Origin of the sequence: Streptomyces sp. NPDC001380, assembly GCF_042895785.1 — a bacterium.
Classification (GTDB): Bacteria; Actinomycetota; Actinomycetes; order Streptomycetales; family Streptomycetaceae; genus Peterkaempfera.
Genome location: NZ_JBIAWP010000006.1, coordinates 270,693 through 290,189, shown reverse-complemented (window position 1 = coordinate 290,189; position 19,497 = coordinate 270,693). Strand labels below are relative to the sequence as shown.

The 19,497-nt window shown below is 75.6% G+C and carries 16 protein-coding genes, 1 tRNA gene and 1 other RNA gene; 4 read left to right on the top strand and 14 right to left on the bottom strand.

From position 1 onward, the window contains the following. Window positions 1-845 precede the first annotated feature (845 nt). The 3 genes from ACFY07_RS10620 (at window position 846) to ACFY07_RS10610 (ending at window position 5,002) form a co-directional block, all read left to right on the top strand. On the top strand, window positions 846-2,381 hold the full coding sequence (locus tag ACFY07_RS10620) for a DUF1254 domain-containing protein (protein ID WP_390868296.1): 1,536 nt from the start codon (window positions 846-848) through the stop codon (window positions 2,379-2,381). A 118-nt stretch (window positions 2,382-2,499) separates the two neighbouring features. After that, window positions 2,500-3,033, top strand: a complete 534-nt coding sequence (locus tag ACFY07_RS10615; RefSeq protein WP_390868295.1) for a SulP family inorganic anion transporter — start codon at window positions 2,500-2,502, stop codon at window positions 3,031-3,033. A 937-nt stretch (window positions 3,034-3,970) separates the two neighbouring features. Beyond that, on the top strand, window positions 3,971-5,002 hold the full coding sequence (locus tag ACFY07_RS10610) for a RimK family alpha-L-glutamate ligase (protein WP_390868294.1): 1,032 nt from the start codon (window positions 3,971-3,973) through the stop codon (window positions 5,000-5,002). A 125-nt stretch (window positions 5,003-5,127) separates the two neighbouring features. Here the strand turns inward: ACFY07_RS10610 and ACFY07_RS10605 are convergent, their stop codons facing one another. The 11 genes from ACFY07_RS10605 to ffs form a co-directional block, all read right to left on the bottom strand. Then, window positions 5,128-5,769 carry a methyltransferase domain-containing protein gene (locus tag ACFY07_RS10605; RefSeq protein ID WP_390868293.1) on the bottom strand — a complete coding sequence of 214 codons (642 nt, stop codon included), beginning with the start codon at window positions 5,767-5,769 and terminating at the stop codon, window positions 5,128-5,130. A 180-nt stretch (window positions 5,770-5,949) separates the two neighbouring features. After that, on the bottom strand, window positions 5,950-6,768 hold the full coding sequence (locus ACFY07_RS10600) for an SURF1 family protein (RefSeq protein ID WP_390868292.1): 819 nt from the start codon (window positions 6,766-6,768) through the stop codon (window positions 5,950-5,952). A 303-nt stretch (window positions 6,769-7,071) separates the two neighbouring features. Next, the gene (locus ACFY07_RS10595) at window positions 7,072-8,184 is read right to left on the bottom strand and encodes a DUF4232 domain-containing protein (protein ID WP_390868291.1); all 1,113 of its coding nucleotides are present in this window, start codon (window positions 8,182-8,184) and stop codon (window positions 7,072-7,074) included. A 206-nt stretch (window positions 8,185-8,390) separates the two neighbouring features. Continuing rightward, on the bottom strand, window positions 8,391-9,161 hold the full coding sequence (locus tag ACFY07_RS10590) for a SigE family RNA polymerase sigma factor (protein ID WP_390868309.1): 771 nt from the start codon (window positions 9,159-9,161) through the stop codon (window positions 8,391-8,393). A gap of 368 nt (window positions 9,162-9,529) precedes the next feature. Beyond that, a complete protein-coding gene (locus ACFY07_RS10585; RefSeq protein ID WP_230649294.1) occupies window positions 9,530-10,582 on the bottom strand; it encodes an aspartate-semialdehyde dehydrogenase in 1,053 nt (350 codons plus the stop codon). Further along, window positions 10,579-11,859 (bottom strand): aspartate kinase, encoded by a 1,281-nt coding sequence (locus ACFY07_RS10580; RefSeq protein ID WP_230649293.1) that lies wholly within the window; start codon window positions 11,857-11,859, stop codon window positions 10,579-10,581. Before ACFY07_RS10580 ends, ACFY07_RS10585 begins: the two co-directional genes overlap by 4 nt. A 150-nt stretch (window positions 11,860-12,009) precedes the next feature. Then, window positions 12,010-12,747 (bottom strand): DUF5063 domain-containing protein, encoded by a 738-nt coding sequence (locus ACFY07_RS10575; protein WP_390868290.1) that lies wholly within the window; start codon window positions 12,745-12,747, stop codon window positions 12,010-12,012. Then, a complete protein-coding gene (recR, locus tag ACFY07_RS10570; protein WP_230649291.1) occupies window positions 12,740-13,339 on the bottom strand; it encodes a recombination mediator RecR in 600 nt (199 codons plus the stop codon). Before recR ends, ACFY07_RS10575 begins: the two co-directional genes overlap by 8 nt. A gap of 115 nt (window positions 13,340-13,454) precedes the next feature. Further along, window positions 13,455-13,802: a YbaB/EbfC family nucleoid-associated protein gene (locus ACFY07_RS10565; protein WP_230649290.1), complete on the bottom strand. Its 348-nt coding sequence runs from the start codon at window positions 13,800-13,802 to the stop codon at window positions 13,455-13,457. A 188-nt stretch (window positions 13,803-13,990) separates the two neighbouring features. Then, window positions 13,991-16,276 carry a DNA polymerase III subunit gamma and tau gene (locus ACFY07_RS10560; RefSeq protein WP_390868289.1) on the bottom strand — a complete coding sequence of 762 codons (2,286 nt, stop codon included), beginning with the start codon at window positions 16,274-16,276 and terminating at the stop codon, window positions 13,991-13,993. 128 nt (window positions 16,277-16,404) lie between these two features. After that, an RNA gene (ffs, locus tag ACFY07_RS10555) (signal recognition particle sRNA small type) lies at window positions 16,405-16,495 on the bottom strand. Between the two features lie 110 nt (window positions 16,496-16,605). Between ffs and ACFY07_RS10550 the strand changes: the two genes are divergently transcribed. Continuing rightward, a tRNA-Ser gene (locus tag ACFY07_RS10550) sits at window positions 16,606-16,690 on the top strand. A gap of 140 nt (window positions 16,691-16,830) precedes the next feature. Here the strand turns inward: ACFY07_RS10550 and ACFY07_RS10545 are convergent. The 3 genes from ACFY07_RS10545 to ACFY07_RS10535 all read right to left on the bottom strand — a co-directional run bounded on the left by ACFY07_RS10545 (window position 16,831) and on the right by ACFY07_RS10535 (window position 19,320). Further along, window positions 16,831-17,229 (bottom strand): CBS domain-containing protein, encoded by a 399-nt coding sequence (locus tag ACFY07_RS10545; protein WP_390868288.1) that lies wholly within the window; start codon window positions 17,227-17,229, stop codon window positions 16,831-16,833. A 56-nt stretch (window positions 17,230-17,285) separates the two neighbouring features. Further along, window positions 17,286-18,773, bottom strand: coding sequence for a DEAD/DEAH box helicase (locus tag ACFY07_RS10540; RefSeq protein ID WP_390868287.1), 1,488 nt, complete (start codon window positions 18,771-18,773; stop codon window positions 17,286-17,288). A gap of 343 nt (window positions 18,774-19,116) precedes the next feature. Beyond that, window positions 19,117-19,320, bottom strand: coding sequence for a cold-shock protein (locus tag ACFY07_RS10535; protein ID WP_014061102.1), 204 nt, complete (start codon window positions 19,318-19,320; stop codon window positions 19,117-19,119). Between the last annotated feature and the right edge of the window lie 177 nt (window positions 19,321-19,497).

Sequence of the window (19,497 nt, the reverse complement as noted above, 5' to 3'; positions counted from 1 at the left end):
AAGCACTCCGCCACCGCCTCCAACGTCGGCCTCAACCTCACCAAGACGGCCGCCGGCGCCCTGGACGCGACCCTGAAGACCAAGGCCTTCGCCGGTGGCCTCAAGGTCGGCACTGCCACCACCAACCCCCGCTTCTGACCCGCACCCCCACCCCCGGGACGGGCCACCGGTCCGTGCGGCCCGCCGCACGGACCGGCGGCCCGCCGCCTTCCCGGGTCCTCGCGGGGGCTGTGTGGGGGCTGGGGCGCGGAGATACCGCCCCGGCCGATCCAGCCTTTCCAACGAATCCCGAAGCCCTGGCCAGCACCTTCGTGGTTCGCTGCAGACGGGGAGAAGACCGGGACGCCATTCGGGACCAAGAGTCCGTGGGTTCACATCCCGCCACCCCGGCCCAGGAAAGTGCAGTTCAGGGCCGGTCCTCCACTCAGGGGGCCGGCCCTGAGCCGTTTCCCGGGACGGTCGGGAAGCCGAGAGCCCCCGGTGTTCCTCCCGGACCTCCTCGTCGAGCTGCGCGCACGGCACCGACGCGCCTCTCCGGGCGCCTGCCGCCGACCTGCCGCCGACCTGCACCGGACGCCCTCACGGCCCCGGGCCCGGCCACGCTCCTCCGGTTCCCGCCGCACCGTCCGACGGGCCCACCGAGCACGGTTGCAGGGGTGTGCCGCCGGGCCTCTACTGGAAGAGGAGGCCCGGCGGCCCATCCCGCCCAGGCCCCCGACCGAGCACGGCGCGCGACGCTGCCGTGGCGCACCGGGAGGAGCCAGGAGGCGCCCCCGCCGGCTCCCCCGGGTCCGAGGTGTGGCGACACGCCGTGCTGCCCGTCCCTGAGGGAGAGGAACGCGGACATGGCATCCACGGCCACCGACAACCGTCCCGCGCAGCGACTGCGTCATGACCTCGCCGACGTGGCGTCAGGAATCGGCCAGGCGGCCACCGCCACCGGCCGGGCCACTGCGGCAGCGGTCCGCTACCCCGGCGCGGCGGTGGACCGCGCGAGGCGGGTGACGCGGTCCGTCCCCGCGGCGTGGCGCGCGGCGAAGCCCTCGCTGACCGGCCGCGTGGACGACTGGCGGCACGCGTACGCGTACGCCCTGGGGCAGGAGGCCTTCGTCTACGGCTTCCCCTACATCTACAACGCCCGGCTCCGCCACCGTTGGGTGACGCAGGAGCCCGAGTCGGAGATGTCGCCCCACGCACCCGTCAACGTCTTCTGGCACGCGGACAAGCTCTGGGACGCCTCCGACCGGCAGGGCCTGTCCCCCAACAACGACACGCTGTACTCGTGGGCGTGGGTGGACCTGGGCGCCGAACCCGTCGTCCTCGCGCACCCCGACATGGGCGACCGCTACTTCACGTTCGAACTGGTCGCGTTCACCTCCGACAACTACGACTACGTGGGCCGACGGGCGACCGGGCCGGAAGCCGGCGCCTTCGCCCTCGTCGGGCCGGGCTGGACGGGGGAGCTGCCCGAGGGGGTGCGCCGCACGGCGACCGCCCCCACCCCCTGGGTCCTGATCGCCGGGCGCACCCTCGTCGAGGGTGAGGACGACCTGCCGAGGGTCCACGCGCTCCAGCAGCAGTACACGTTGACGCCGCTGCACCTGTACGGCAGGAAGCGCGTCATGCTCCCGGAGCGGCGCGACGTGGCGGAACCGGTCGACGCGGCCCGGGACCCGCTGGGGCCGTGGAAGACGCTCAACGCGATGCTGGCCGAGAACCCCCCGCCGGCCCACCACGAACTGCTGCTCCGGCAGTTCGCGGAGATCGGCGTCGGGCCGGGCCTGGACGTCGAGGCGCAGCCGGAACCGGTGAAGCAGGGTCTGATCCGCGCTGCCGCCACCGGCCTGTCCATGCTCGAACAGCAGTTGCTCAGCGGCCAGTGGGCCACACTCGTCAACGGGTGGCGCTACCCGCCCCCGCAGATGGGCCACTTCGGCGACGACTTCCTGCGGCGGGCCGCGGAGCAGTCCCTGGTGGGCATCGCCGCCAACGACCCCGAGGAGGCCGTCTACCTGGCCGCCTTCGACGACTCGGACGGCAGGACGCTGACCACCGGCCGCTACCGCCTCCGCTTCGGGGCGGGCGAGCTGCCCCCGGTCGACGCGTTCTGGTCCCTGACCGCCTACGACGAGGACCGGAACCTGATCCCCAACCCGATCGACCGCTACTCCGTCGGCGACCGCACCCCGGGGCTGGTGACGGACACCGACGGGGGCCTGACCCTGTACCTCCAGCCGGACTCGCCGGGCCGCGAGCGGGAGTCCAACTGGCTGCCCACGCCCAAGCAGGGCATCTGGTACGTCGGGCTGCGCATGTACCTCCCGCACCCCGAGGTCGTCGACGCGCGGTGGCACTGCCCGCCGATCACCCGCGTCGGCTGACGGCGGCCCGGGCCGAGCGCACCGCAGCGGCGGAAGCCGTGGTGGGCGGCCGCGCCCTGCGGTCGGGAGCCGCCCGCGGACGGCGGGCGGCTCGGGACCCGGGCGCCCGGGGCGCCCGGTGACATCCGGACAACCGCGGCCGCGGCGCACCGCGGCCGGCTGGTGGGCCGGCCACCGGCGCGCATGGCTGCGCGGCGACCTGCTGGGCGCGTCGACGGCGTGGGCACTGATCGTGCCGGAGCCGGTGGCCTACGCGGGGATCGCCGGCGTGCCACCGCAGAACGCCTTCCACGGCGCCCCGGTCGCGCTCGCCCTCTACGGCCTGCCGGGCGGGTCCCGGTTCCTGATCGTGGGCGCGACGTCCGCAGCGGCGGTGCCGTCGGCCTCCACCGTCGCCGACGCCGGCGGCGGTCCCGGCGAGACCGTCGGGCTGTCGGCCGCACTGGCGGTGCTCGTGGGAGGGCTTCTCGTCGCGGCAGGGACGGCGCGCCTCGGATTCGTCACCACCTTCCCGGCCGAGCCGGCCCTGGTCGGCTTCCTGTTCGGCATGGCGTTGACGATCAGGCACCCGCTGCACTCGACCCTCAGCCCGGAACGCATCCACCCCACCGTGGCGGACGCACTGGCCGCGCTGGGCGGGACTTCCCGATGAAGCGCCACCCATGACACCCGACCGGCGACCGGCCCGGCGCGCGCAGGGCGGAGCACGATGTCCAGGCCGCGGGAGCGGGCGCGCGGCGGTCCGTCCGCACGGCCCGCGTCAGCCCGGGAGGATCGTCCTCCCGCCGGCCGCCGCGGACAGGGCAGCGGTGTCGGCACCTCCGCTCCCCGGAGTGTCGACGGTCTTCACGCTCTGACGGTGCGTCGCACAGGTGCAGCTGCCCGTGGCGGCGTCGTCCGCGGACGAGAAGGCGCGTCCCGCGCCACGGGCGCGGGACGGGGCCGCGGCCGCTGCGCGACGGTGGCAGGCAGCGCCCGGAGGCGGGCGGCGGCCTCGGCGGCCGGTACCGCACGGGTCTCGTCTTCGATCCGGCCGCCCGCACCGATCCGGCCGACGAGCCGGAAGGCCTCCTCCAGCGGGACGCCGTGGTCCGGGAGCGGAGGTCCGGGACGACGGAGGGGCCGCAGGTCAGGACCCTGCGGCCCGACCCGGGACCGTGCGGTTCGGGGCCGGTCCTCCGCCCAGGAGAGCCGGCCCCGGGGCCTTCCGGACATGCCGCGGGAGGAGGTCCTGGAGGCGTCCCCCGGATCCGCCCGCCGCGCCGCCGGGGTGCGTCCTTCGACGGGGTGTGCTGGTCTGGAGACAGCACCGCGGGAGGCGTGGCACCTCCCACCTGCGCGTGCACGGGGACGGTGCGACGGCGCCGAGCACGGAGGGAACCCCGGCGGTGCGGCACTCGCCCCGTGGAGGGACATGGTCCGCGGGGGCATGGGTTTCCACCGTGGACGGGACCGTTCGGCATCGGCGAGCGGGCCCGGGACGCCGAGGGTGGTGTGATGAGCGGCCAGGCGGTGCCACGCATGAGCGGGAGACCCGGGGCGGACCCGTCGCGGGCCTCCTCCGGCCGCCTGCCCGCAGGGCACCGCCCGTGCTGAGGGTGGGGACCTTCCTGCCGCCCGCCGCCCGCGGAGGGACGGCGGCGCCGCGTCCGCACACCGGCGTCGGGAGGATCCCGCCCGACGACCACGCGCTGCTCATGGAGCTGCTGGCCGGTCTCGCCGACGTCGGGTTCGTCCACGACCTGGACATCCGCCGGTCCTGCATCCGCAACGGCAGGGTGCACTGCGGTGACGTCTGCCTCAACGACCTCGACCTCTACGTCTGGCACGCCTGGATGGCGCGGGAGCCCGGCAGCTACGCCCTGGAGGCCCTGCGCACGCTCAGCGCGGACGTACCGGTCGTCCCCGACCCGGTGCGCTTCTCCACCGGCCTCGACAAGTACCGGGCGCACCTGCGGCTGTCCCGGGCCGGCCTCCCCGTGCCCGACACGGTCCTGCTCGACCGGCGGGACACGGCCGCCGCCGCGCCCGTCGTCGCGGAGTGGGGCCGCGCCCTGCTGAAACCCAGGCACGGCTCCTTCGGGCAGGGGGTCCTGCTGATCGAGGACCCCGCCACCCTGCGGGACCTGGCGGACTACCTGGACAGCACTCTCGCGGCGACCACGGAGAGCACCTTCCTCCTGGAGCGCTTCTACCCCAACAGCCCCGCGGACTGGATCGGCACGACCCTTATCGACGGCACGCTGATGTACGGCTACCGCAAGCGCAGCCACCGCTTCGCCCGCCTGTCCGCCGACGCCTGGAAGGTGTACGACCCCGAGGGGGCCGGCGGCGACGTCGACGGCTGCGAGGTCCCCCCGGTGCACGCCCGACTCGCCCGGCGTGCCCAGCAGGCCCTGGGCCTGCCGCTGGTGGGCTTCGACCTGATCCTGTCCGAGGGGCGGCCCGTCATCGTGGACGAGAACACCTTCCCCGGCCTGTACCCCGGTCTGTTCGCCGCCGCCGGGCGCTCTCTCGGCCGTGAACTCTTCGCCCTCGTCCGCGACCTGGTCGGGAACCGTCCCGGCGGACTCGCGCGTGCCCGCCAGGACGGGACGACGGTCCGGACGGATGCGGGCTGAACGCGGGGCGGCCCGAGCGCGGGGCGGGGACGGCCGTGCCGCCGGGGCCGGCGCCGGGTGGTGGCCGTCCGGCGCCCCCGCCCCCGGGGGAGGGCCCGCGGGGGTGGGGGGCGGACTGCGGGGGCTCAGGGGCGGTGCAGGCGCACCAGCGCGTCGACGGCCTCGGCGGCGGGGCCGCCGCCCTGGTCCTGTCCCCGTGCGTGCCCGGGGGCGACGGGGCGGCGGAGGCGTTCGGCGCGCACGGTCTCCAGTCCGGCGCCGGCGAGGTCGGCGAGGACGTCGTCGGGGGTGAACAGCACGGCCGGGTCCTGCGGGCCGCCGACGCCCTCGGTGAGGTTGGACGTGTCGTGGCCGATGACGAGCAGGGTGCCGCCGGGGGCGAGCGCGCGGGCGGCGTGGTCCAGCACGGTCCGCCGGTCGGCGGCGGGCAGGTGCAGGAAGCAGAGGACGACCAGGTCGTACCCGGCCGGCTCGGGGGTGTACGCGGTCGCGTCGGCGTGCACCCAGGTGATGCGGCCGGCCGTGCCGGGGGGCTGCGCGGCGGCCAGGCGGCGGCCGCGGTCGAGGGCGACCGGGGAGAGGTCGACGGCGGTGACCTGCCAGCCCGCCGCGGCGAGGGCGATGCTGTTGCGGCCCTCGCCCGCCGCGAGGTCGAGCGCGCGGCCGGGCGGGAGCCCGGCGGTCTCCCGCACCACCCAGCGGTTGGGCTCGGCGCCCCACACCAGGTCGGCGGCGGCGTAGCGGGCGTCCCAGTCGCGCTGGTCCATCGTGTCCTCCTGGCGGGATCAAGCGAAGGGGGGCGGGGTGGAGCGGGTTGCGGGGCGGGTCGCGGGGCACCCGGCAGCCGCGGGCCCGCGGCCGTGCGGTGGCCGGACCGCAGGGGCCGGCCGGGCGGTGGCCGGGCGGCGTTCGTGCGGGAGGCGGGCGGTGTTCGCGCGGGCGGCGGGTCAGCCGGTACCGCCGGTCGGGCGGGCCTCGGCCGGGAGTGCGGCGTCCGCGCCGGGCCCGGGCAGCAGGCCGAGGGCGCGGTCGCGCTCCGTCTCCCCCTCCCGCCGCACCAGCCGGAACCACATGAAGACCACGAAGCCCGCGAAGACGAACCACTCCAGGGTGTAGCCCAGGTTCTGGAAGGCCCGCAGGGTGAGGCCGTCCCCGCCCTCGGGCTGCACGGTGGGCACGGCGGTGAGGCCGGCCGGCGCGGCGTCGGCGGCGACCCAGCCGTCGTACACGCCGTACGGAAGCACGTTGACCAGGGTCGCCGGACTGATCGTGCCGAGCTGGCCCGGGGGCAGCCCGCCCGCCACGGCGCCGGAGGTGCCGGTGCCCTCGGCGGCCTGGAGGCGCCCGGTGACGGTCACCCGGCCGGCGGGCGCGGGGGGCCCGGCGGCGGGCGGGTCCCCGGCGTGCCAGCCGCGCACCACGGCGACGGCCCGGCCGTCGCCGGTGCGCAGCGGGGTGAGGACGTAGTAGCCCTCCCGCCCCTCCACGGTCCGGTGGGGCACCAGGAGCTGGTGGGCGGGGTCGTAGCTGCCGGTCGCGGTGACGGCGCGGCCCACGGTGTCGGTGCGGACGGCGGGCGGCGTGCCGAGGACCTGCGCGAGCGGGGCCGCGGCCGCGCCGGCGGCGGGACGGCCACCGTGGTGGGACTCCACGCGGGCCTCGAACCGGCCGAGCTGCCACGTCCCCAGCCACAGGCACGCGGTCACGGCGGTCACCGCGAGGAGGGTGGCGCCGATCCAGCGCGGGGTGAGGAGGAACCGGTACACACCCCCACGGTAACGACTGCGGCGGACGCAGGGGTGGCAGGGTCGGTCCCGGCGGGGCCGCCGCGGCGTCCGGAGGCGGCGGGGCCGGTCCGGTGGACGGTCGGCGCCGGGAGCCCGGGCGGTCGACGCCGGGAGCCCGGGCGTGCGGGACGCACCCGGGGGCGGCTCCGCGGCTGCCCGGGCGCCCTGCCACCGGGACCGCCGCGCTGTCCGACTGCTGCCGCCGTCCGGTTGCCCCGCTGCCCCGGTGTCCGGCTGTCCGGCTGTCCGGCTGTCCGGCTGTCCGGCTATCGGGCTATCGGGCTATCCGGCGGGCAGCGGCCCCGTGTGGTAGACGGTGCCCGTGCAGGCGCCCTCGATGGTGGCCGGACCCACCTGCGGCCCGCCGGCGTCCGGGGTGTGGCCGAGGCTGATGCTGCTCCCCGGTGCTCCCGGTCCGCCCGCCGCGCCCGCCTGGGCCGGGGCCGGGCTGACGTCGGTCTCCGGGGTGCTCGGCGTGGCGGAGGGCGTGCCGGGGCTGCCGCTCGGCTCGGGGGTGGGGGTCGGGGAGCAGACGGTGGCGTTGCCCTCACCGGGCACCCAGCCGAACCGGATCCGGTAGGCGCTCCCCGGGCGCAGGACCAGCCGGTCCGCCCCGGCCGACGGCGCGGGCAGGCCGGAGGCGGGGTCGCCGCCGGTGTGCACGAGGATCGTGATCTTCGACGCGTCGGTGCCGACCGCCGAACGGACCTGCACCGTACCGGCGCCCTCGACCGTGCAGGGCTCGGAGGAGGAGTTGACCACGGAGAAGAAGCCGTAGACGCGGCCGGCCGCGTCGGCCGGATCGACCCCGCTCGCCCCCGCGGACAGCTGGTCGGCCCGGCAGGCGGGAGCGGCGGCGGCACTGGACGCGCCGGTCCGTGCGCCGCCGGGCGGAACGCCTCCCGCCGCGCCGGAGGCGCTCCGTCCGGCGGTGGGGGCGCTGGATCCGGCGGGGCCGGTACCGGCCGTGCCGCCCGCACCGTCGCCGGGGCTCGGGGAGGACCCGTCGAGGGGAAGGTCGGCGCGGGGGGTGGAGTCCACGGCCCGGGAGCCGGACGCGGCGGGCAGGGGCGCGCCGGTGCCGTCGGCCCGGCGGGCGGCCGACACCCGGTCGCCGCCGTCCGCACCGGTCGCCGTCCACAGGGCGGGGACGCTCGCTCCGGCGAGCAGCAGGAGCGCGGCGGCGCCGGTCCAGGCCTGGCGGCGCCGGGCGCGGCGGCGCGGCACGGCGTGCTGGATGCGCCGGAGGGCGTCGGGGGTCGGGGCGAGCCCCTCCACCGCCCGGTGGAACAGCTCGCGGACCTCGCGCTCGTCGCCGTACAGGCCGTCGCCGTCGGGGCCGTCGCCACGCGGGCCGCCACCGTCCGGGCTCTCGCGGACCGGGCGCTCGCCCACCGGGCCAGCGTGGACGGGCCCGGCACCTGCGGCGCGGCCGCCCCGGTCCGCCGCCGGTGATCCGTCACCGGAACCACCGGAGCCATCGGAACCGCCGGAACCACCGGAGTCGCCCGAGCCGCGCACCAGCCGGAGGAAGGCGGCGGTACCGGCGGTACCGGGGCCGTCCCCCGGCCGCCCGGTGCCGCCGCCGCGCTCGTCGCCGCTCATGCCTGCGCCTCCATGCGGGTGCGCAGGGCCGCCAGGCCCCGCGAACCGTACGCCTTGACCGAACCCACCGAGATCCCCAGTGTCTCCGCCACCTGGGCCTCCGTCATGTCGGCGAAGTAGCGGAGCACCAGGACCTCGCGCTGACGCCGCTGCAGGCCGCGCATGGCCGCCTTGAGCTGGTCGCGCTCCAGCGCCTCGTACGCGCCCTCCTCGGCGCTGGCCATGTCGGGCATCGGCTTGGGCAGCAGCCGCAGGCCCAGGATGCGCCGGCGCAGTGCCGAGCGGGAGAGGTTGACCACGGTCTGCCGCAGGTAGGCGAGGGTCTTCTCGGGCTCGCGGACGCGGCGGCGGGCGGCGTGCACGCGGATGAACGCCTCCTGCACGACGTCCTCGCAGGAGGCGGTGTCGTCGAGCAGCAGGGCCGCGAGGCCGAGAAGGGAGCGGTAGTGCGCCCGGTACGTCTCGGTCAGCAGGTCGACGCTGGTGCCCTCGGAGGCCGCCTCGGCGGTCCGCACGTCCTCGCCGCGCTCAGCGGGCCGGCGCACGGCCGGGAAGGGCGTGGTCACGACCGCTCCGCCGGCCGCCGCCGGGACGGGCGGCGGGGCCGGTGCGAGGGCGAGCCGGGCGGTCCGCCCGGCAGTGCGCCCGCGGGGCGCGGGGACCCGGTCGGGAGCAGCCGCGAGCAGGGATGCCCGCCGTGCCGCACCGGCCCCCGCCAGGGCTCTGCCGGCTGCCGCCCCGACGGCTGTGCTCCGCACGCTCCGCATCTCCACCACGCCTGTTGGACACTCGACCCCCCGTCACGGTTGTGCTCTCCCGCGGACCTTCCGGTCCGTCCCCCGGATTCCCCTGCGGGACCCGCGGACGTCCCGGCCGGGACCGCCGGCCTCCCCGCCCGGGGGTGCCGGGCGGTCGGCGCCGGGCGGGTGCCGGCTGCCGGTGGTCGCCCCACCGTAGTCGGGTGCCGGTCCGTCATGGCGACGCCCCCCTCCTGCTTCGCGCACGTATCGGTGCAGTTCCGGGGCCTATCGGGACAAAGCAGAACCCCCTCGGGAGAGTCCGGGGGACTCTCCCGAGGGGGACACGCACCGGAGGTGCGAACGGTTGCGCCGGGGGCCGGGAAACCGGCCGGGGCTCAGGAGGACAGCTCGGCCGCCACGAGCTCGGCGATCTGGGCGGTGTTCAGCGCCGCGCCCTTGCGGAGGTTGTCCCCGCAGAGGAAGAGGTCCAGCGCGCGCGGGTCGTCGATGGCGCGGCGGACGCGGCCCACCCAGGTCGGGTCGGTGCCCACGACGTCGTTCGGCGTCGGGAACTCCCCGGCGCCCGGGTTGTCGTAGAGCACCACGCCGGGGGCGGTGCGCAGGATCTCGTGGGCCCGCTCGACGGTGACCTCGTTCTCGAAGACCGCGTGGACGGCCAGCGAGTGGGTGGTGATCACCGGGATGCGCACGCAGGTGGCGGAGACCCGCAGGCCGGGCAGGCCGAGGATCTTGCGGGACTCGTTGCGGACCTTGAGCTCCTCGGAGGACCAGCCGTCCTCCTTGAGGGAGCCGGCCCACGGCACGGCGTTGAGGGCCAGCGGGGCCGGGAACGGGCCGGTGTCGCCGACGGCGGCGCGCAGGTCGCCGGTGGCGGTGCCCAGTTCGGTGCCGGCGACCTTGGCGATCTGGTCGCGCAGGGTGTCCACGCCGGGCTGGCCGGCGCCGGAGGCCGCCTGGTAGGAGGCGACGACCAGCTCCTGGAGGCCGAACTCGGCGTGCAGCGCGCCCATCGCCACGATCATGGAGAGGGTGGTGCAGTTGGGGTTGGCGATGATGCCGCGCGGGCGGTTGCGGGCCGCCGGGGCGTTGACCTCAGGGACGACCAGCGGCACGTCGGCGTCCATGCGGAAGGCCCCGGAGTTGTCGACCGCCACCGCGCCCCTGGCCGCCGCGACCGGCGCCCACTGGGCGGAGACCTCGTCGGGGACGTCGAACATCGCGACGTCGACGCCGTCGAACGCCTCCTCGGAGAGCGCCACGACCTCGACCTCCTCACCGCGCACGGTCAGCCGCTTGCCGGCCGAGCGGGGGGAGGCGATGAGGCGGATCTCGCCCCAGACGTCCTCCCGGGTGGAGAGGATGTCGAGCATGACGGTGCCGACGGCGCCGGTGGCGCCGACGACGGCCAGGGTGGGCTTGCGGCTCATCGGCCGGTACCTCCGTAGACGACGGCCTCGTCGGACTCGCTGTCCAGGCCGAAAGCGGTGTGGACGGCGCGCACGGCCTCGTTGACGTCCTCGGCGCGGGTGACCACCGAGATGCGGATCTCGGAGGTCGAGATCAGCTCGATGTTGACGCCCGCACCCGAGAGCGCCTCGAAGAAGGCGGCGGTGACGCCGGGGTTGGAGCGCATGCCGGCGCCGACCAGGGAGATCTTCGCGATCTGGTCGTCGTAGCGGAGGGACTCGAAGCCGACCACGGCCCGAATCTTCCCCAGCGACTCGATGGCCTTGTGGCCGTCGGTCTTCGGCAGGGTGAAGGAGATGTCGGTGAGGCCGGTGGAGGCCGCCGAGACGTTCTGCACCACCATGTCGATGTTGATGTCGGAGTCCGCGATCACGCGGAAGATGCGGGCCGCCTCGCCCGGCTTGTCCGGCACGCCGACGACCGTGACCTTGGCCTCGGACGTGTCGTGGGCGACTCCGGAGATGATCGCCTGCTCCATCTCGCCCCCTTCGGGCTTCGTCGGCTTCTCGTTGCTCACCCAGGTGCCCACGTGGCCGGAGAACGACGACCGGACGTGGATGGGCATGTTGTAGCGCCGCGCGTACTCCACGCAGCGGTGCAGCAGCACCTTGGACCCGGACGAGGCGAGCTCCAGCATGTCCTCGTACGCGATCCAGTCGATCTTGCGGGCCTTCCTCACCACGCGCGGGTCGGCGGTGAAGACGCCGTCGACGTCGGTGTAGATCTCGCAGACCTCGGCGTCCAGGGCGGCGGCGAGCGCCACCGCGGTGGTGTCGGAGCCGCCGCGGCCCAGCGTGGTGATGTCCTTGCTGTCCTGCGAGACGCCCTGGAAGCCGGCCACGATCGCGATGTTGCCCTGGTCGAGGGCGTTGCGGATGCGGCCGGGCGTGACGTCGATGATGCGGGCCTTGTTGTGGACGGAGTCGGTGATCACTCCGGCCTGGCTGCCGGTGAACGACTGGGCCTCGTGGCCCAGGGATTTGATCGCCATTGCCAGGAGCGCCATGGAGATGCGCTCTCCGGCGGTCAGCAGCATGTCGAGCTCGCGTCCGGCAGGGATGGGGGAAACCTGCTCCGCGAGGTCGATGAGCTCGTCCGTGGTGTCGCCCATCGCGGACACCACGACGACGACCTCATGGCCGGCCTTCTTGGTGTCGGCGATCCGCCGGGCGACGCGCTTGATGCCCTCGGCATCGGCCACGGAGGAGCCGCCGTACTTCTGCACGACAAGGCCCACGTGCGCTCCTCGATCGGTGTGTCCTGCGGTCGGTCCAGTCTAACGAGCAGGACTGCACCGACGCCCTCGTTCCACATCGTGGGACACCGGTTCCGATGGGTGGGCGCAGAGGTGCCGCGGGGCGCCGCCCCGCGGCCCGCCGCGCCGCCCTCAGCGGCCCCCGCCGTGCCGGCCGAGCTCGGCCGCCATCAGCGCACCCGCCTGCGCCTCCAGCTGCTCGTCGGTGAGGCCGTCGTCGTCGGTGTCCGCGCCGTCCGGCACCGCGCCCAGCGGACTGTCCAGCCGCACGTGCGCCACCAGCGACTGCAGCGCGCGCAGCACCCCGGTGCAGGTCGAGCCCCAGTTGGACAGGTAGGAGAACTGCCACCACCACATGGCCTCGCTGACCCGGCCCTCGCGGTAGTGGGTCAGGCCGTGGGACAGGTCGGCGACCACACCCGCCAGGTCGTCGGAGATCCGGAAGGTCGCGGGCTTCTCCGGCGGCCCGTACGGGTCGAAGACCTCGTGGTACACGTCGATCGGCGCCAGCAGCGCGGCGAGCCGCTCCCGCAGCTCGTCGCCGTCCGGCTCCGGGCCGGTGTCCGGCTCGAAGCGGTCGTCGGGCAGGACGTCCTCGACCGCGCCCAGACGGCCGCCGGCCAGCAGCACCTGGGAGACCTCCAGCAGGAGGAGGGAGACGGCGCTGCCGGGCTCGTCGCCCTTGGCGATCTCGTGCACCGCCAGCACGAAGCTGTCGACGGAGTCGGCGATCTGCACCGCGAACTCGTCGGGCCCGGCGCCGGGAGCGTGTCCGGGGGCGTCCGGGGCGGTGCGCGCGGCGGCGCGCGGGGCGATGTGCGGGGCCGCGGGCACGGGGGCGGGTACGGCGGTGTGTACGGCGTCAGACATCGAGCAGTCGTCTCCCTTCGAAGGCCCGTCCGAGGGTGACCTCGTCGGCGTACTCCAGGTCTCCTCCCACCGGCAGGCCGCTGGCCAGGCGGGTCACCTTCAGGCCCATCGGCTTGCAGAGCCGGGCCAGGTAGGTGGCGGTCGCCTCCCCCTCCAGGTTGGGGTCGGTGGCCAGGATCAGCTCGGTGACGGTGCCGTCGGCGAGCCGGCCCAGCAGCTCACGGATCCGCAGGTCGTCCGGGCCCACGCCCTCGATGGGGCTGATGGCCCCGCCGAGCACGTGGTACCGGCCGCGGAACTCGCGGGTCCGCTCGATCGCGACGACGTCCTTCGGCTCCTCCACCACGCAGATCAGCGCGGGGTCGCGGCGCGGGTCCTGGCAGACGCGGCACAGCTCCGCCTCGGCCACGTTGCCGCAGACCGCGCAGAACCGCACCTTCTCCTTGACCTGCTGGAGCGCATGGGCCAGGCGCCGCACGTCCACCGGGTCCGCCTGCAGGATGTGGAAGGCGATCCGCTGGGCGCTCTTGGGCCCGACGCCGGGCAGCCTGCCCAGTTCGTCGATCAGGTCCTGAACAACGCCTTCGTACACGTCATGCCCTCCGTGAGCCGCCGCCGGCGGCGGACGTCCATGGCCATCATCCAACGGGAGGGGCGCCGGACACACCGTCCGACGCCCACCGAAACCGTTTCTTCCCCGGATCCGCTCAGAACGGCAGGCCGGGGATGCCCCCGCCGGGGCCGCCGAGGCCCTGGGTGAGCGGGCCCAGCCGGTCCGACTGCATCTTCTGCGCGGCGGCGGACGCGTCCCGCACCGCGGCCAGGACGAGGTCCGCCAGGGTCTCCGTGTCCTCGGGGTCCACCGCGGCCGGGGCGATGGTCAGCGCCAGCAGCTCGCCGGCGCCGGACACGGTCGCCTCCACCAGGCCCCCGCCCGCCGTCCCGCTCACCTTCGCCTCGGCCAGCTCCTGCTGGGCCTTGGCGAGGTCCTCCTGCATCTTCTGCGCCTGCTTGAGCAGCTGCTGCATGTTGGGCTGACCGCCACCGGGGAACACGGCTCACTCCTGCCTGAGGACGACGTCGTACGACGCCTCCGAGCCTACGTGCTCGCCCGGACGGGCGCGGGGCGGCCTCCGAACCGGCGGAGGCCCGGGGCCCGCTGCCCCCAGGGACGCCGGACGGGCTGCCCCCCGGGACGCCGGACGGGCCGGGCACGGAGCTCCCGGGCGGAGGGCGGCGGACGCTAGTCGTGGCGGATCTCCTCCAGGACGGTGGCGCCCAGCTCGCGGACGATGAGCTCCTGGCCGGAGAACGCCTCCTCGTTGAGGTCGGGGTCGTCGTCCTCCGGGATGTCGTCCTCGGGTGCGACCGGCGGCGGCGCCGCGGGGGTCGCCGCCGGTGCGGGCGCGGGCACGGCGGGTGCCGGGGTCCGCTGCGGGCCGGCGGTCGGCGCCGGGGCCGCGGGGGCGGCAGCCGGAGCCGCCTGGGCGGCGGGCGGCGGGAAGGGGGCGGCCGGCCGCGGGGCGTCGAAGCCGCCCCCTCCCCAGCCGCCGCCCCCGGAGGGCGGGGCCGGCGGGGCCGAGCCGCCGGACGGGTCGACGATGGCCTCGATGCGCCAGTCCGCGCCGAGAGTGTCGGCGACCGCCTGGTGGAGGATCTCGTCGCTCTTGCTGTTGACGAAGCTGTCGCGGGCCCCGAGGTTGCCGAAGGAGACCTGCAGCACGTTGCCGTCGAAGCCGGCCACCTGCCCGTGCTGGCTGAGCAGGATCCACGTGTAGCGGCGGCGGCCCTTCACCGCGTCGAGGATCTGCGGCCACAGCTGCCGGACCTGGGCCGCCCCCTGCTGGGCCGCGGCCGACGGCTGTGCCGTCGCGGCCTGGGTCTGGTGGGGCTGGGGGGAGGCGGGCTGCTGCGCGGGCGCCTGCGGGGCGGCGGCCTGCGGGGCCGGGGCGTCCTGGGCTTGGGGCCGGACCTGCGGTGCGGCCGCGGGCGGCGGGGACGCCGCGCCACCGCCGGGCGTGAAGCTCCGCGGTACCGGCCACGCGCCCGGCGCGGAGGCCGGCGCGGGCGCCCCCGCCGGGGTGCGGGAGGGCGCCGGGGCCGCCTGCGGCGCGACCGCCGCAGGCTGGGCCTGGGCGTGGACCTGCGCGGGGGCGGCCTGCGGAGGGGCCGCCTGCTGCACGGGGGCGGGCCGGGCCTCGGCGGGCGCTGCGGCGGGGTACGCCTGCGGCGCGCCCGGCGCCGGAAGGGAGCCCGGGGCCGGAAGGGAGCCCGGGGCCGGAAGGGAGCCCGGGGCCGGAAGGGAGCCCGGGGCCGGAAGGGAGCCCGGGGCCGGCGCGCCCGGGGCCGCGGGCAGGCCCGCACCGCCCAGGGAGGCGCGCCGCTCCAGCTTGTCGACCCTGGCCTGCAGCGACAGCTCGTCGTCGTACGCGCCCGGCAGCATCACCCGGGCGCAGATCAGCTCCAGCTGGAGCCGGGGGGCGGCGTTGCCGCGCATCTCCGTCAGCCCGGTGTTGACGATGTCGGCGGCGCGGCTCAGCTCGGCCGGTCCGAAGGCGGACGCCTGCCGGGCCATGACCTCCACCCGGTCGGCGGGGGCGTCGATCAGGCCCTTCTCCCCCGCGTCCGGCACGGCGGCCAGGACGACCAGGTCGCGCAGCCGCTCCAGCAGGTCGGCGACGAAGCGGCGCGGGTCGTGGCCGCCCTCGACCACACGGTCCACCACGCGGAAGACCGTGGCGCCGTCGTGCGCGGCGAAGGCGTCGACGACCTCGTCCAACAGGGTGGCGTCGGTGTAACCGAGCAGGGCGGTCGCCATGGCGTACGTCACACCCTCCTCCCCCGCGCCGGCCAGCAGCTGGTCCATCACCGACATCGAGTCGCGGACCGAGCCGGCGCCCGCGCGCACCACCAGGGGGAAGACGCTCTCCTCCACCCGGATGGACTCCCGGCCGCAGACCTCGGCCAGGTAGTCGCGCAGGGTGCCGGGCGGGACCAGGCGGAAGGGGTAGTGGTGGGTGCGGGACCGGATGGTCCCGATGACCTTCTCCGGCTCCGTGGTGGCGAAGATGAACTTCAGGTGCTCCGGGGGCTCCTCGACCACCTTCAGCAGGGCGTTGAAGCCCGCCGGGGTGACCATGTGGGCCTCGTCCAGGATGAAGATCTTGTACCGGCTGTGGACCGGGGCGAAGAACGCCCGCTCGCGCAGCTCGCGCGCGTCGTCGACGCCGCCGTGGGACGCCGCGTCGATCTCGATGACGTCGATCGACCCCGGGCCGCCGCGCGCCAGGTCCGTGCAGGACTGGCACGTCCCGCAGGGCGTGGGCGTGGGGCCCTGCTCGCAGTTGAGGCAGCGGGCCAGGATGCGGGCGCTGGTCGTCTTGCCGCAGCCGCGGGGGCCGCTGAACAGGTAGGCGTGGTTGACCCGGTTGTTGCGGAGGGCCTGCTGGAGCGGAGCGGTCACGTGCTCCTGGCCGATGACCTCCGCGAAGGTCTCGGGGCGGTAGCGGCGGTACAGGGCGAGGGACACGCCACCGACGATATAGGGGAGGACCGACAACCGGCGCCCCGCGTGCTCCGCGGACCGCGGCGGGTCCCGGCGGGTCCGGTGCGCGGGGGCCCGCACGGCAGGCCCCGGACGGAGGGCCCCGGGAACGACAGGACCCCCCGTGCACCCGCCAGAGCTCACCTACCCTTGCTGCCTTCCGGCCCTGGGGGGGTTCAGCGAGATGACGCCGCACGAGGGGCTGGCACCAGAGTAGCGGATCCCGGGACCGCTCATGACCGCAGCTCGGGCCCGCCGCGCGCCTCCCGGCCGGTGTGCACGAGCACCCCCGAACATCTAGTAAGCTCTCCCACGGAGGATTCGCCTAGAGGCCTAGGGCGCACGCTTGGAAAGCGTGTTGGGGGCAACCCCTCACGAGTTCGAATCTCGTATCCTCCGCCGGCAGAGGGCCCGGACCGCGTCAGCGGTCCGGGCCCTCGTCGTTTCGACCGGCCGCGCCGCTGCAGGCGTGGAGGGCCCGGCACCGGCGCCCCGCCGTCTCCCGCCCGGGCCGGCTCGCCCGGGCCGGCCCGGGCGGGTCAGCGTGCGAGGGCGAGGACGCCCAGGGCGTACCCGTTCTCGTCGACCACGGGGGAGGCCCCCAGCATCCGGTCGCGCAGGGCGCCGTCCGCGCTGCCCAGGGAGGTCGCGGAGGAGGTGAAGGGGCCCCGGTCGTGGACGATGTCCCGCAGCCGGGTCTGCTCGCAGTACCAGGAGCCGCCGCGGTGGGCGGTGAGCTGGTCCCGGGTGACCAGGCCGGAGCACCGGCCGTCCTCGTCCTGGACGAGCAGGTGCTCGACGCGGGCGCTGATGAGGACGGACAGCGCGATGTCGACGACCATGTCGTCGCCGACCTGGGGTCCGGGCGGGGCCATGGCGTCGAGGGCCGTCAGGCCCGTGCCGTCGGGCTGCCGCGGCTGCGTCCGAACCGGTGTCACAGGGCTTCTCCTTGTCAGTGGGGCGACGGGTCGGGTGCGTGCCGTCCGGGCGGCGTCTATGCGGTGCCGCCGAGCGAGGGGCCGCGTCGGGCCCGGACGGTGCGGCCGCGCCGGCCGCGGGCCGAGGGGGCGCTGCGGCGGGGACGCTCCACGACGGGTGCGGTGATGGTCACCGGGACGCCCGAGGGGGCCTGGGCGCCCGTGATGCGGCTCAGTTCGGCCTCGCCGGAGCGGACCCGGGTGGTCTGCGGGGTGATGCCGGCGTCGGCCATCACCCGGTTCATGCCGCGGCGCTGGTCGGGGAGGACGAGGGTGACGACGCTGCCGGACTCGCCGGCGCGGGCGGTGCGTCCGCCGCGGTGCAGGTAGTCCTTGTGGTCGGTCGGCGGGTCGACGTTGACGACGAGGTCGAGGTTGTCGACGTGGATGCCGCGCGCCGCGACGTTGGTCGCCACCAGCACCGTGACGTGGCCGGCCCTGAACTGGTCGAGGGTCCGGGTGCGCTGGGGCTGGGACTTGCCGCCGTGCAGGGCGGCCGCGCGCACCCCGCTGTTCAGCAGGTGCTCGGTGAGCCGGTCGACGGCGTGCTTGGTGTCCAGGAACATGATCACCCGGCCGTCGCGGGCGGCGATCTCGGTGGTGGTGGCGTACTTGTCGGCGCCGTGCACGTGCAGGACGTGGTGCTCCATCGTCGTCACCGCGCCCGCGGACGGATCGACCGAGTGCACCACCGGGTCGGTCAGGTAGCGGCGCACCAGGAGGTCGACGTTGCGGTCGAGGGTGGCCGAGAACAGCATCCGCTGGCCTCCGGGCCGGACCTGGTCGAGCAGGGCGGTGACCTGGGGCATGAATCCCATGTCGGCCATCTGGTCGGCCTCGTCCAGCACGGTGGTGGCGACCCGGTCGAGACGGCAGTCGCCGCGCTCGATGAGGTCCCTGAGCCGGCCCGGGGTCGCGACGACGACCTCGGTCCCGGCGCGCAGCGCGTTGGCCTGACGGCCGATCGGCATACCGCCGACGACGGTGGTCAGACGGAGCCTCAGCGATCGGGCGTAGGGGGCGAGGGCGTCCTTGACCTGCTGGGCCAGCTCCCGGGTCGGCACCAGGACCAGGGCCAGCGGCTGCCGCGGCTCGGCGCGCTGTCCGGCGGTGCGGGCGAGCAGGGACAGGCCGAAGGCCAGGGTCTTGCCCGACCCGGTGCGCCCGCGGCCCAGGACGTCCCGGCCCGCCAGCGAGTTCGGGAGCGTGGCCGCCTGGATCGGGAACGGCACGGACAGGCCCTCGGCGGTGAGGGAGGCCAGCAGCGCGGCCGGCATGTCCAGGTCGGCGAAGGAGGCGGCGGCGGGCAGCGCCGGGGTGGTGGTGACCGGGAGCGCGAACTCCCCCCGGAGCGCTGCGGGGCGCCGTCCGGAGCCGCCGGGACGGCCCGGGGAGCCCTGGCGGCTCGGGGCGGGGGAGCCGAAGCGGTCCCCCCTGCCGGAGCCGGAGAAGCCGATGGACCGGGTGCGGGAGTAACGGTCGTCCGTGCGAGCGGTGCGGTTCATGGAGAACCTTCCTCGATGCGGCGCGTTTCGAGGAATTCCCGGCGTCCGATGACGGCCGGGAGGATCGCAGGAACGAGCCGGGGAAAAAACGAAGACGAAGCCGGGCGGATAAATCGCGCCGGAGCTTCGAGGGGATCGGCGCCGGCCGAGGGAAAAGGACGGCCCGGGTGCCGGACCACGGGGGCGGGACGGTCATCCGTCCGGCCGGGGCCGCGGCCGCGGGCGGATCGACGGCGGAACGCCGTCCCGCCGTCGCCCGTGGGACCGTTCCGGTCCACGGGCGTGAAAAGCAACGGGCCGGGGCCCGCACCCCAAGGTGCGGGCCCCGGCGACGCCGTGCGCGTCAGGCGGGAACGATGTTCTCGGCCTGCGGGCCCTTCTGGCCCTGCGTGACGTCGAAGTTCACCTTCTGGCCCTCCTGAAGCTCACGGAAGCCCTGGGCGGCGATGTTCGAGTAGTGGGCGAAGACGTCAGCGCCGCCGCCGTCCTGCTCGATGAAGCCGAAACCCTTTTCCGCGTTGAACCACTTCACGGTGCCAGATGCCATAGTCAATCTCCTTCGGGGCAGTACCCGGAGCCCGCACTGTGCGGGGCCGGCGTCGCCGCGATGGTGCCCGGCCCGGAAAGAACGCCGGACATAAAGAAGTGCTCCCGCCGACGCAGAGGGCCGACGGGGGCACTTGAAGTCTCTGGGAACCACAACTGCAACCGGGATTGACCGTAG

What these genes read in the sequence shown, in the direction of transcription:
- ACFY07_RS10620 (WP_390868296.1), top strand. Translation starts at nt 846, where the DNA reads ATGGCATCCACGGCCACCGACAACCGTCCCGCGCAGCGACTGCGTCAT.
- ACFY07_RS10605 (WP_390868293.1), bottom strand. Translation starts at nt 5,769, where the DNA reads ATGGACCAGCGCGACTGGGACGCCCGCTACGCCGCCGCCGACCTGGTG.
- ACFY07_RS10590 (WP_390868309.1), bottom strand. Translation starts at nt 9,161, where the DNA reads ATGCGGAGCGTGCGGAGCACAGCCGTCGGGGCGGCAGCCGGCAGAGCC.
- ACFY07_RS10585 (WP_230649294.1), bottom strand. Translation starts at nt 10,582, where the DNA reads ATGAGCCGCAAGCCCACCCTGGCCGTCGTCGGCGCCACCGGCGCCGTC.
- ACFY07_RS10575 (WP_390868290.1), bottom strand. Translation starts at nt 12,747, where the DNA reads ATGTCTGACGCCGTACACACCGCCGTACCCGCCCCCGTGCCCGCGGCC.
- ACFY07_RS10540 (WP_390868287.1), bottom strand. Translation starts at nt 18,773, where the DNA reads ATGAACCGCACCGCTCGCACGGACGACCGTTACTCCCGCACCCGGTCC.
- ACFY07_RS10535 (WP_014061102.1), bottom strand. Translation starts at nt 19,320, where the DNA reads ATGGCATCTGGCACCGTGAAGTGGTTCAACGCGGAAAAGGGTTTCGGC.